Source organism: Herminiimonas sp. GW821-FHT09C12 (assembly GCF_059416385.1).
Genome location: NZ_JBWKPC010000002.1, coordinates 903,858 through 916,584 on the forward strand (window position 1 = coordinate 903,858; position 12,727 = coordinate 916,584).

12 protein-coding genes are annotated in these 12,727 nt (G+C 52.5%); 6 read left to right on the plus strand and 6 right to left on the minus strand.

The window, feature by feature from the left end; genetic code table 11:
* Positions 1-70: 70 nt before the first annotated feature.
* A complete protein-coding gene (gene czcI / locus AC07N2_RS14095; RefSeq protein WP_494778811.1) occupies positions 71-418 on the minus strand; it encodes a cation efflux protein, CzcI family in 348 nt (115 codons plus the stop codon).
* A gap of 48 nt (positions 419-466) precedes the next feature.
* Positions 467-2,686, minus strand: coding sequence for a heavy metal translocating P-type ATPase (locus AC07N2_RS14100; RefSeq protein WP_494778812.1), 2,220 nt, complete (start codon positions 2,684-2,686; stop codon positions 467-469).
* Positions 2,687-2,793: 107 nt separating this feature from the next.
* On the opposite strand from AC07N2_RS14100, the gene cadR reads away from it, so the two are divergent.
* Both cadR and AC07N2_RS14110 read left to right on the plus strand, forming a co-directional pair.
* Positions 2,794-3,249: a Cd(II)/Pb(II)-responsive transcriptional regulator gene (gene cadR / locus AC07N2_RS14105; RefSeq protein ID WP_494778813.1), complete on the plus strand. Its 456-nt coding sequence runs from the start codon at positions 2,794-2,796 to the stop codon at positions 3,247-3,249.
* A gap of 344 nt (positions 3,250-3,593) precedes the next feature.
* On the plus strand, positions 3,594-4,346 hold the full coding sequence (locus tag AC07N2_RS14110) for a TorF family putative porin (protein WP_494778814.1): 753 nt from the start codon (positions 3,594-3,596) through the stop codon (positions 4,344-4,346).
* A gap of 61 nt (positions 4,347-4,407) precedes the next feature.
* Here AC07N2_RS14110 and AC07N2_RS14115 read toward each other — a convergent pair whose 3' ends face one another.
* The 4 genes from AC07N2_RS14115 to AC07N2_RS14130 all read right to left on the minus strand — a co-directional run bounded on the left by AC07N2_RS14115 (position 4,408) and on the right by AC07N2_RS14130 (position 8,921).
* Positions 4,408-5,454, minus strand: coding sequence for an XdhC family protein (locus AC07N2_RS14115; protein WP_494778815.1), 1,047 nt, complete (start codon positions 5,452-5,454; stop codon positions 4,408-4,410).
* 9 nt (positions 5,455-5,463) lie between these two features.
* Complete coding sequence (locus AC07N2_RS14120; protein WP_494778816.1) at positions 5,464-7,695, minus strand: xanthine dehydrogenase family protein molybdopterin-binding subunit; 2,232 nt, start codon at positions 7,693-7,695, stop codon at positions 5,464-5,466.
* Between the two features lie 17 nt (positions 7,696-7,712).
* On the minus strand, positions 7,713-8,186 hold the full coding sequence (locus tag AC07N2_RS14125; protein WP_494778817.1) for a (2Fe-2S)-binding protein: 474 nt from the start codon (positions 8,184-8,186) through the stop codon (positions 7,713-7,715).
* A gap of 81 nt (positions 8,187-8,267) precedes the next feature.
* Positions 8,268-8,921, minus strand: a complete 654-nt coding sequence (locus AC07N2_RS14130; protein ID WP_494778818.1) for an NAD(P)H-dependent oxidoreductase — start codon at positions 8,919-8,921, stop codon at positions 8,268-8,270.
* A 102-nt stretch (positions 8,922-9,023) separates the two neighbouring features.
* Between AC07N2_RS14130 and AC07N2_RS14135 the strand changes: the two genes are divergently transcribed.
* From AC07N2_RS14135 to AC07N2_RS14150, 4 genes are all read left to right on the plus strand, one after another.
* Entirely contained in the window at positions 9,024-10,031 is a 1,008-nt protein-coding gene (locus AC07N2_RS14135) for an AraC family transcriptional regulator (RefSeq protein ID WP_494778819.1), read from the plus strand.
* Between the two features lie 292 nt (positions 10,032-10,323).
* Positions 10,324-10,503, plus strand: coding sequence for a DUF3311 domain-containing protein (locus AC07N2_RS14140; protein ID WP_076591272.1), 180 nt, complete (start codon positions 10,324-10,326; stop codon positions 10,501-10,503).
* The gene (gene mctP / locus AC07N2_RS14145) at positions 10,503-12,008 is read left to right on the plus strand and encodes a monocarboxylate uptake permease MctP (protein WP_494778820.1); all 1,506 of its coding nucleotides are present in this window, start codon (positions 10,503-10,505) and stop codon (positions 12,006-12,008) included. The genes AC07N2_RS14140 and mctP overlap by 1 nt, the downstream gene beginning before the upstream one ends.
* A gap of 348 nt (positions 12,009-12,356) precedes the next feature.
* Positions 12,357-12,704, plus strand: a complete 348-nt coding sequence (locus AC07N2_RS14150) for a hypothetical protein (RefSeq protein ID WP_494778821.1) — start codon at positions 12,357-12,359, stop codon at positions 12,702-12,704.
* Positions 12,705-12,727: the final 23 nt, after the last annotated feature.

Here is a 12,727-nt window from a genome sequence, read left to right on the forward strand (position 1 = left end):
TTGTTTGGGAAAGAATTCGACGAGACGTCAGGATGCAGTTAAGTGCGGATGAAAAGATCGTCCCGTCGAGTCAAGCGACGGGGTGCCGATCAGGCCGTCTGGGGCCGTCCGGTATATGGGAAGAAAAAGATGGTGGCTGTAGTTCGGCATGAACCGAACCGGTTGGAATCACAAGAAGTGCTGTTTGCATCAGAAACGATGCCTGGCTGACTGCATGGCAGTAGCCGCAATCCTTGTGCAGCTTCGACAAGGAACTCTTCTCGATTTGCTGATCAGCTTCAGCGTCGTGTTTGTGCTCGTGATGACCAAAATGCTGAGTCGTCGATGCTTCTTCGTGCTGACAATAGACAGCCGCTGCCGCCCAGGAAAACTGGAGCGGCAAAGCCAGCAGCATCAGAATTATCAGCAGTCTTTTCACGGGCTGAATCATAGCATCGTTTTATTTCAGTGGATGAGACGCGGCTTTTTAAACCGCACGCAGCAGACGCAAACCGTTAAAGACCACGATAAGGCTCGCGCCCATATCGGCAAACACAGCCATCCACAATGTTGCCTCACCTGTCAGCGCCAACACCAGAAAGACCGCTTTGATGCCAAGAGCGAGCGCAATGTTTTGCATCAGGACGGCATGCGTCTTCTTGCTCAAACCGATGAAGTCAGCCAGCTTGCCCAGGTTGTCGTCCATCAAGGCAACGTCGGCAGTTTCCAACGCGGTATCAGTGCCAGCAGCGCCCATCGCAAAACCGATGTTTGCCTTGGCCAACGCAGGTGCATCATTGGTGCCGTCACCGACCATACCTACGTGACCGTATTGATTGATCAGCTCATTAATCGCCGTCAATTTATCCTCAGGCAACTGGTTGCCACGCACATCGGCTATGCCGACTTTGCTGCCTATCGCTTCTGCCGTATGCGGATTATCGCCGGTGAGCATGACGACCTTCACACCTAAATTTTGCAACTTGGCGACGGCAGCGGTACTGGTGTCGCGTATGGTGTCGGCCGCTGCGAGTATCAACAAAGGCGATTCATCGGAGCCGAGAATGACTGCCGTTTTACCCGTTTGCTCGAAGGCATCCAGCTTCGCTTCCAACTCAGGACCGCAAATACCCAGCTCATGTATCAAACGATGATTGCCCAGGTAATAGGCTTTGCCGTCTATCGTGCCGCGTACGCCGCGACCGGTCAGTGCTTCAAAGTCGCTGACTTCAAACAGTGCATTCGACGATTGCTGAGTCTCCCAATAAGCAACGACCGCGGATGAAACCGGATGATCCGAGCGCTGCGCAAGGCTTGCTGCCAGACGCAACATCGCGCTGATATCGCCATCGTGTATCTGCAAGGTGTCGGTGACGACTGGTTTACCTACTGTGATCGTACCGGTTTTGTCCAGCGCCAGTGCTTTCAACTTGCGACCCAGTTCCAGATACACGCCGCCCTTGATCAAGATGCCGTGTCGCGCTGCTGCAGCCAATCCGCTTACCACCGTTACAGGCGTGGAAATAACCAGCGCACATGGGCAGGCAATCACCAGCAAGACCAGCGCTTTATACAACCACGGTTGAAACGGTTGTGCCATCAACAGTGGCGGCAAGATCGCTACCAGCACCGCCATCAAGACCACGATAGGAATGTAATAGCGCGCAAATTGATCAACAAAACGTTGCGTAGGTGCACGCTCGCCCTGCACTTGCTGCACGCTCTTGATGATGCGCGCCAGAGTGGAGTTCGATTGCAAGGCGGTCACGCGATAATCGAAAGTGCCACGTTCATTGATCGTACCGGCAAAAACGGTATCGCCGCTTTGCTTGGCAACCGGCATGCTTTCACCGGTAATCGGTGCCTGATTGATCGTGCTTTGTCCATCAACGATGATGCCGTCCAGCGGCACGCGCTCGCCCGGCTTTACGCGCACGATGGCATCCAGTTGCACTGCTGTTGCTGCGACAGGCAACCATTCATTACTGTCGTTACGAACAGTTGCCATTTCCGGCGTCATTGCCATCAAGCCTTTGATCGCATTACGTGCGCGATCCAGTGACAAGGCTTCTATCATTTCTGCCGCAGCGAAGAGGAAGATCACGACCGCAGCTTCCGGCCACTGCCCAATCAGAATCGCGCCGATGACGGCAAGCGACATCAGGAAGTTCATGTTCAGGGAAAAATGGCGCAAGGCGATCCAACCCTTTTTAAGGGTATCCAGACCACCAGTCAGAATCGCGATCAATGCCAGTGAAATGACTATCCACGACGTTTCCACACCGGTAGTCCAGGCCACGACTTCAGAAGCAATCGCCGTTACGCCGGAAATTGCCATCAAGGTCCATTTCAATGGTGAGATGCGATAGTCACCAGATAATTCACCGTGATCGGCCAGACCTTCGCGTTCCAGATTCTGAGTATCGGATTTCACGACAGGATCGAGATCGAGTTTCTTCAGCGCGCTCACTATCGATGCGACTGACGGCAAATTGTGATGCACGGTTAACTCACGTTGCATCAGATTGAACTGCATGCCGACGATGCCATCCATCTTGTTGAAACGATCACGGATCAGCTTCTCTTCTGTCGGGCAATCCATTTTCTGGATCAGCAAAACTGCTTGCGCAGCACCGCTCGCCACCATCTCCGGCGCTGCGGATGGCTGGTTTTCTGTGTGGCTATGATCATGGTCACAACAGTGCATAAATATTCTCCTTGCAAATCGATGATTGCGTCACTATTGTCATTAGAGACCCTGTAGTCACTACAGGGTCAAGCGCTTTTTAGATTATCTTGCCTAGAGGCTATCAAATGACGCAACAAGCACTGAAAATCGGCGAATTGGCGACCCAAACCGGCTCCTCGGTAGAAACTATCCGCTATTACGAGCAGCAGAATCTGCTGCCGCAGGCATCCCGCTCGGCCAGCAATTACCGCTTGTATGGCGAAGAGCATGTCAAAAGATTGCAATTCATCCGTCATTGCCGCTCGCTGGATATGACGCTGGATGAGATACGCACCCTGCTTGCGTTTCAGGATACGCCTGAAGGTAACTGCGCCGGCGTGAATACCTTGCTCGATAGACACATAGAACACGTCGCCAATCGCATCAAGGAATTGAAGACATTGCAGATAGAGTTAAAGGAATTGCGCAATAGTTGCCTGACCATACAGTCGGTCGAGGCTTGCGGCATTCTGCAAAATCTGGCGAGTGCGGAAGATGCTGATCCCAAGAATCTTGGCTCACATAGTGGCGGGTGTCATTAGACGTAATGTTCATTGCGCCTAAGATACAAGGCGCAATTTTAATTAAAGTGATTTATACAAATGTAATTTAACCATTTGATAAATAAAGAGTTAAATTAATAACCCTGTGCCTTCAATCTCAGCCGCACAGCATCAATTTATACGCCCTCTTTACGCATAGAGCATTTCTTTTTAGAAAATCTTTATACCCCTCCTGTTAACCTGCATCTCGCCATAAGAACTGATGCAGGCTCCTCATTCTTGAGTTTACTTTCCCGTAATTGCGCTCTCTAGCATGGTGATTGCGCGGAGCTTGTATCGCTAGGCATTTTCTGTAGACCACATCCAAAGAGGACAAACGCAGCATGAAAAAATTGATACTTGCCGTCGCCGTGACGGCTGCATTTACCGGCAGCATGGCGCACGCAGAAGACAGCAAACCGGATAACGAAGTCAGCTTCAATGCAGCCATCACATCCGATTATCGTTACCGCGGCATTTCACAAACACGTCTGCAACCAGCGCTGCAAGGTGGTGCTGATTATGTTCACAATCCGAGTGGTTTCTATGCGGGCACCTGGCTTTCCACGGTCAAGTTCATCAATGACGCAGGTGGTAGCGGCGATGTGGAAGTGGATCTTTATGGCGGTAAGCGCGGCGCAATTACCGAGGATGTTTCATACGACGTTGGCGTGCTGACTTATGTCTACCCATCCAACAATTTGAATCCTAGCGTCAATACAACTGAAGTCTACGGACAACTTGGCTATGGCCCTGCGTATATCAAGTACTCGCATGCGGTAACGAATTTATTTGGCTTCGTTGATAGCAAAAACAGCGGCTATCTGGATATCGGTGCGAATCTGGATATGGTCGATGGCTACATCCTTAACCTGCACGCTGGCCATCAAAAAGTATCAGGAACAAATGCAGGCATCAGCAATAGCCGCTTTAGTTACACCGACTGGAAGGTAGGCGTCACCAAAGACTTCGGCATCGTTACCGGCGCATTGGCTGTCATTGGCACGGATGCAGACAAGTCTGCCTACGCTTCGCCAGCCAACGGCAAGTTCATGGGGAAAAGTACCGTCGTCGTTTCCATCAGCAAAACGTTCTAAGCCTGCATACACGGCAATACCAAGCGCCTGCTCACGCAGGCGCTTTCTTTTGGTCCAAGGACTAAACCATACAACTGGACGGCTCTAAAGCCTCATGCTCGAAGCTTTCGTACGATGACTTGCCAGCCACCACCGGCGTAGGTGCCGGCCGGTGTATGCCATTCTTCACCGCCACGATCTCAGCCATGATGGACAAGGCGATCTCGGCTGGCGTCTTGCTGCCGATGTACAAGCCTGCCGGCCCATGCAGATCCTGCAACACGTGTTCAGCGATATCAAAGTAGGTATGCAAGCGTTCGCGACGTTGCGCGCTATTGCGACGCGAACCGATGGCACCAACATAGAAAGCCTTGGTCTGCAGTGCATCGATCAAAGCCAGGTCATCCAGTTTGGGATCGTGCGTCAGCGCAACGACTGCGGTTCTTGCATCAGGTTTCAGTCGCAAGATCAGATCGTCTGGCATTTCATGGCTGAGCACTACGCCATCCACCTGCCAGCTGGCGCGATGTTCTTCTCGCGGGTCACAAACGATGACTTCGAAGCCCAGACTCAGCGCCATCTGGCACAGGAAACGCGACATGTCCCCTGCTCCAATCACGATGAGACGAGCTTGCGGCCCCAGATAGGTAATCAATTGCTTGTCATCTAACCTGGGTACGCCATCGCGCCGACCTTCGTGCAATTCAACCTGACCAGTATCGAGGCTCAATACGCGTTGGGTGCTGCGTCTTTGCTGGCAAGCCAGCAGCAGTTCATCCAAGCGACTGTGCTCAGATACTGGTTCCAGCACCAGTTCCACGGTACCGCCGCAAGGCAAGCCGAAACGATGCGCTTCGTCAGCCGAGATACCATAGCGCAGCACAACAGGCAGTTCGTTTGAACAAAGAGCTTGCGCGCCTTCTTCCTGAATGCGCCGTATCAAATCATCTTCTATGCAACCGCCCGACACCGAACCTACAGTTTCGCCACGGCCATTGATGGCCATGAGCGATCCAGGTGGTCGCGGTGAAGAGCCCCAAGTGCGTGCAACGGTGACAAGTACTACCGGCAGACTCGCCATCTGCCACTTCAACGCTGTACGCAAGACGATGGTATCGAGATCTTCCATGATGTTCGCCTATGTCAGATTGAACGGTAACTGGCGCAGCGGCTTGCCGGTCAGGCTTGCAATCGCATTGGCGAAGGCCGGCGCCAACGGTGGCAGACCCGGTTCGCCCATGCCGGTTGGCGGTTCTGCGCTAGGCACAATATGGATAGCGAAGGTCGGCACGTCGGTAATACGCGCAACCGTGAAGTCGCCGAAATTACTCTGTTCAACCACACCATCCTTGAGTGTGATGGCCGAGCCCGGCAAGCACATCGACATACCCATGATCGCTGCGCCTTGCGCTTGTGCTTCTATGGTGCGTGGATTGACCGCGAGGTTGCAATGTATGCCTGCGGTGACATGATGCAGTACCGGCCTGCCATCTTGTACTGAAGCTTCCACCACATAAGCCACTACGGTGCTAAAGGACTCGTGCACCGCCACACCCCAGGCGCGTCCGGCAGCCAGCTTTTGCTTGCCATAACCGCTCTTGTCTACTGCCAATTGCAGCGCAGCACGATGGCGTGCGTTCTTGTCACCGAAGAGTTGCATGCGGTAAGCCACTGGATCCTGTTTCGTGCTGCGGGCGATCTCATCGATCAGGGTTTCCATCACGAAGGCCGTGTGTGTGGAACCTACGCTGCGCCACCACAGTACCGGCACATTGAGTTTTGGATGATGCACGGTCAAACGCATAGGCACGTCATAAGGATCGCGCATACCTTCCGTGGCTGTGCCATCGATACCATTCTTGACCTGAAACTGCTCAAACACCGAGCCAGCTGTGATGGACTGACCAACGAGGACGTGATCCCAAGCCAGTACTTTGCCGCGTTCATCGAAACCTATGCGGGCGTGGTGCAAGTGCATAGGACGGTAGTAGCCACCGTGCATATCGTCTTCGCGACTCCAGAGCGTACGCACCGGCACATTCAAACCGGCAGCGCGTGCAGCCTTGGCGATCTCGCACGCTTCGACTACGAAGTCGCTGCTGCTGGCAAAGCGTCGACCGAAACCGCCACCCGCCATTTGTACATGCACTTCTACTTGCTCAGGCTTGAGGGCCAACACGCGTGCGACTGCCGCGCCATCCAGACCTGGGCATTGCGAGCCTGTCCATATTTCGGCACGTCCATCCGCAAGCTTGACGGTGCAATTAAGCGGTTCCATCGCTGCATGTGCCAGATAGGGAAATATGTATTCGGCTTCTATCTGTTTAGGCGCGCTTGCCAGCGGTGCCATGTCGGCGTCGAACTTGCGCGGGCCAGGCTGAGTGACTAATGCGCGATATTGAGCAAGTTGTTTTTCGCTATCCACCTTTTCGACGGCAGCAGTGTTCCACTCCAGTTTCAGTGCATCGCGTGCCTGCTTGGCCGGCCAGTAACCCTCGGCGATCACAGCTACGCCTTCACCGCCGCGGTCCACTGGTATGCGGAATACCGCCTTCACGCCTTTCATGGCGCGCGCAGCGCTATCATCTACCGATGCCAGACGCGCGCCGAACACTGGTGGGCGTGCCACCACAGCTGTCAACTGGCCAGGCAAATGAACATCGATGCCGAATGATTGCTTGCCACTGCTCTTGGCTTTCGCATCCAGCCGTGTCGTTGGGCGGCCGATAATGCGGAAATCCTTGGGGTCCTTCAGCGTGACTTTTTCAGGCACGGGAACGCTCATCGCTGCTTCCGCCAGTTGGCCGTAACTCAGCTTGCGTCCACCCGGCCCTATTACTGAACCAGATTGCGTACGCAAGGTAGACACGTCGACATTCCAACGCGCTGCTGCGGCACTCAGCAACATGGCACGGGCACGTGCGCCCAGTTCGCGGTACTGCGTGAAACTGTTCTTGACCGAATTGGAGCCACCGGTGATGTGTATGCCGAACTGCGGATCAATGTAAGCGGGATCGTTCGAGCCGTGCTTGCTGCGTACCAGACTCCAGTCCGCATCCAGTTCTTCAGCCAGTATCATCGGCAATGCTGTTTGCACGCCTTGGCCAAATTCCAGTCGATTGATCGCTACCGTGACTTCACCATTGGGAGCGATGTGTACGAAAGCTGAAGGTTGTTGCGTTGGTTTCAGAGCGTTGCTGGCGGCTTGTCCCATTGCAAGGTGAGGAAAAGCACCAAGAGTCAAGCCGGCGGCACCGGTCAGTTTGAGAAATTGGCGACGCGAAAATCCGCCACTTTCTTTAGATTGTTCGCGGCTCAGCAGATGTTGCAGAGCACGAGGCATTTCGCTGTAATCGATATTGGGCAACATGGCAGCTCCTTATTGGATTAGGCGAGAGCTTTGGCGGCATCAGCCACCGCAGCGCGGATACGGACATAGGTACCGCAGCGGCAGATGTTGCCGGCCATGGCTGAGTCGATTTCTGCAACTGTTGGTTGCTTACCGCGTGGCAATGACTTGAGGAAGCCGGTAGCGCTCATGATCTGACCGCTCTGACAATAGCCGCATTGCGCTACGTCGTGCTTGACCCATGCAGCGTGCACCGCAGCGCCGACCTTGTCGCTACCGTCGGTCGCGGCTTCGATGGTGGTGATTTTCTTGCCTGCTATAGAAGAAACTGGCGTGATGCACGAGCGGATGGCTGCGCCGTCCATGTGCACGGTGCAAGCACCGCATAAGGCAGCACCGCAACCGAATTTGGTTCCTGTCATTTGCAGGTTATCGCGCAGTACCCATAACAATGGTGTGTCATCTGCAACGTCCACCTGGACGTTCTTGCCGTTAAGATTGAGTGTGACCATGAGAGCCTCCGATGGTAGAGAGAAAGGTGTTTAATGTTGATACGCTTTGCGGAATGTCTCCGCGCACTTCCAACGTCAAGTTCAAGCAACTAACTCACAAGCAAGCTCCCTGGCACTCAGGGACTTGTCTGTCGATTCGTATCCGGCAACAGTTGCCAGATGCTCACGCAGCCTCCGAATATCGTTCTCAATATTAGGCGCTTTCATGACGTCGTGGCTGGAAAATGATGGCAGGATATCTACGCCGCAGAATTTGTAGTTGGCGGTATTGCTGATGAACACATCATCAACAGTTTTGCCTGCAAACAATACTTGTTCCTTGTTGCCAAATGCTTCCTGTGGCGCATTCCATGTTAGAGACAGCATGTATTTTTTGCCCTGCATCTTGCCGCCGGTACCGTATTGCTTGCTCGGATCGTCGCGTGTCCGCCCGTCACCCGTCAGAAAGCTCTGCAGGAACATGCCGGCCGTGAAGACCTCATCGACGTATTTTTTGTATATCCATGGCATACCAAACCAGTAAACCGGTGATTGCAGAATGATGAGGTCGGCCCAGACATGCTTTTGCACCTCGATATCGAGGTCGTAGCCTTGTTCGATCTCTGTGTGTTTTACTTCGTAACCCTGCTGTTCCATCTCATCCTGAATGACTCCGATCATGGTTTCGTTCAAACTACCGGTGGACATGCCTTCATAGAATTGGTGTGCGTTGATAATCAGTACATTTTTCATCATAGGCCCTCTGTGATTTACCGGAATACATACGGTTTTTCAACTGCTGCTTGCTTGAGATGCATTGTGCCCTCAGAGTTGAGATAGTCGATTGCCTGATTCGATGTGCTTATTGCCCAATTTGATGAATTGGCGGCGGAACTGAATAACAAGAGCGTTGCTAGTGCTAGGCTACGGCTTGAGGATTATTTCTTTCACAGTGCTATGAAAACGGACGAGAAAATGCAAACAGCGAGTAGCCATGTGCTTGCCAAACTGGTCGGTGATATTGCCCGAACCGATGGTGAACACACCTTACAAATTCCCTCGTTGATGCTGTATCGACGCAGCGCCGCTACCGATCCGATACCTTGTATCTATGGACTCGGGCTGGGGATCACTGTGCAAGGTGATAAGCGTGTCACTTTGGGCGATGAAATTTTTGGATATGGGCCTGGGCAATCACTTGTCACATCGGTTGACCTGCCTGTCGTGTCGTACGTTACACGTGCCACTCAGGCCGAGCCTTATTTGGGTTTGCGTCTGGAGCTGGATGCACGTCTTATTGCCCAGTTGGCTGCGGAAATGGATTTTACGGCGCCGCTTAAGGTCGCGACTTCGCGCGCGCTGTCCATCGTAACTTTAGATGACAGCCTGCTGGATGCGTTGATACGGCTGATTCAACTTGTGAACGAGCCGCAACTCATTCCGCTCGTCGCTCCACTCATACAACAGGAGATTGTTGTGCGGCTGCTGAAAGGTGAACATGGCCCGTCATTACGACATATGGTGGCAGTCGGCTCCCCTAGTCATCAAGTTGCCAAGGTGCTCTCATGGCTGAAGCAGAACTATAAGGAAGAGGTCACCATGGATGATCTGGCGACCAAAGCACACATGAGCCCATCGACCTTCCGCCAGCATTTTCGTGTGGTAACAGGCATGAGTCCATTGCAGTATTTGAAAAACCTGCGTTTGCAGGATGCTCGGCAATTGATGCTCAACGAAGACATTGATGCGAACAGCGCGGCGGTGCGTGTGGGATATGAAAGTGCATCTCAGTTCAGTCGCGAATACACGCGCTTGTTTGGTGCACCGCCATTACGAGACATTAAACGGATGCGATTGGCTTCCTGATTAATATAGTTGTCGTCCATATCTAATCTCGCAAAACAAATTGTTCACCACAATAATTTGCAAAGATTTTGATCGCAAACCGTTAAGAAAATAGTAGGAAATCTCTTCACTAAAAATTCATATCTCCGCAGAGGAAACATTACCAAAATTTAATTGGTATTCAAGCAAAGCGGAATGGAATTCGGCCTATTATTTACTGTCGAATCCATACACGTTACTTCTCTGCAAGTCTTCATCGCACCGGCGTAACCATATAAAAGATGCTCGGGTTTAACCACCAAAGGAGATCAACATGTGGGCCCTGCTTTTACTGCCGTTCATCGGCTTGTTGTGGCTGCCGTTCTATAACCACGAATTCCCTACTCTCTTCGGCTTTCCATTTTTCTACTGGTACCAACTGGCATGGGTACCGATCACTTCACTGCTGATCTGGATCGTGTATCGCCACGGCAAAAGCAGAGGAGATGAATAATGGACAGCAAAATTAACTGGACGGCATTGGCCGTCTTTGTCTTTTTCTTCATATTGGTCACCGCGATGGGCTTTGCCGCTTCACGCTGGCAAAGCGGTAAAGCCAATAAGGGCGCGCATCTGGATGAGTGGGGTCTAGGTGGTCGTAACTTCGGCACCTGGATCACATGGTTTCTCGTAGGCGGCGACTTCTATACCGCGTACACCGTCATCGCCGTACCTGCGCTGGTTTATGCAGTCGGTGCTTATGGTTTCTTCGCTCTACCCTATACGATCATCGTCTACCCTATCGTGTTCGCCATCATGCCGAAGCTATGGAATGCAGCGCATCGTGCCGGACATGTCACAGCTGCCGATGTCGTGTACGGACGCTATAGCTCGCGCACGTTGGAATTTGCAGTTGCAATCACCGGCGTCATCGCGACCATGCCGTACATCGCCTTGCAACTGGTCGGTATGGAAGTGGTCATCAAGGCGCTCGGCCTGACGGGTGAATTACCTTTGGCAGCCGCGTTCATCATCCTCGCGCTCTACACTTATTCAGCAGGCTTGCGTGCACCAGCCTTGATTGCATTCGTGAAGGATTTGATGATTTACATCGTGGTGCTGGTTGCCATCGTGTTGGTACCGATGAGACTCGGCGGCTACGCTGCAGTGTTCTCGTCAGCCGGCGCAGCCTTCGCTGCAAAAGGTGGCGCCACAGGACTTTTCCTGCAACCACAACAGATCCTGCCGTTTGCCACTCTGGCTCTCGGTTCTGCGATGGCGGCGTTCATGTATCCGCATACGTTGACTGGTATTTTTGCAGCGAAGAGTGCTGACACGATTAGAAAAAATGCCGTCTTCCTGCCAGCCTATACCGTGCTACTTGGACTGATCGCACTGCTCGGCTTCATGGGACATGCTGCCGGCATCAAGATCACAAGCAACAATGATGTGGTGCCAGCGCTGTTCAACGCATTGTTCCCAAGCTGGTTCACTGGCTTCGCCTTCGCAGCAATTGCGATCGGTGCCTTAGTACCGGCAGCGGTGATGTCGATCGGCGCATCTAATTTGTTCACGCGTAACTTCTGGAAGCCTTATGTGAATCCAGCCATCACGCCAGCCGGTGAACAACAAGTGGCAAAAATCGTATCGCTGGTGGTCAAAGTCGGTGCCCTGGTGTTCATCCTGTTCCTGCCTACCCAGTTCGCTCTCGATCTGCAATTGCTGGGCGGTGTATGGATATTGCAAACCTTCCCTGCCGTCGTATTCGGCCTGTTCTTCTGCTGGTTCCGTGCTCCTGCGCTACTAGCTGGCTGGGCAGTCGGTATGGCAGGTGGTAGTTGGCTGGCATTCTCCGATGGCATCAAACCTGTACATACATTGATGCTCGGCGGTTCCGGCTATACGATCTATACAGGCTTGCTGGCATTGGCACTGAACATTGCCGTGGCTGTAGTGGTGCAACTAGTGTTGGGTGAACGCGGTGCAAATAAACCGCCACTGGATACGCTGACACGCTGAGTCACTATCATTGCGCATCATTAGCTAAACGGGCTTGAGTCATCTCGACTCAAGCCCGTTTAGTTATGAGCATGCGTTTATACATTTCGTTTACACATTCGCCCTGATCTTTTAGAAAATTTTTATATTCAGGCTGCTAATCTGCTGTTCATCATAACGACGAAGCAGGTTCTCATGAATCGCTTGACCTTGATGCACACGCAATCAGCAATACGACATTTCAGCTCGCTAGCAAACCAGTCGACAGTCCACTCTTTAAGCGCAGCCCACTCTGAAGCAAGCAAGTCCATCGCTTCGGCCTCTTTTACGTCCTCCGCTGCATCGCATACATCATCCAAACTTGATCGCATGAGTGAGCTTGCATTGAAGTCATCGACGAATTCTGTTTCATCTATCTACAATTCTGCAGCAACGCAAAATACCCGGTCGACAGAAACTGCCGAACATCCAATACAAGCAAAGAACAATGAATGCCTGATGCTGCTGACTATCAGCGCTGATTGCGTTGCAGAACTACGGCATCTCGTCATGCGTACCTGCGGCGAATGGATAGTCTTTATACGAACACAACCCATCGCACACGCGACAAAGATCAAGGTATGGCTATGCCTGAGCAATCCAGCAAGCGATATGGTCATGGATGCCGTGATGCGCGCTTTGCCGAGCGCAGAGTTTGGTCAAATCACGCACGGCTAATTCGTAAATCTATTTTCCGTATC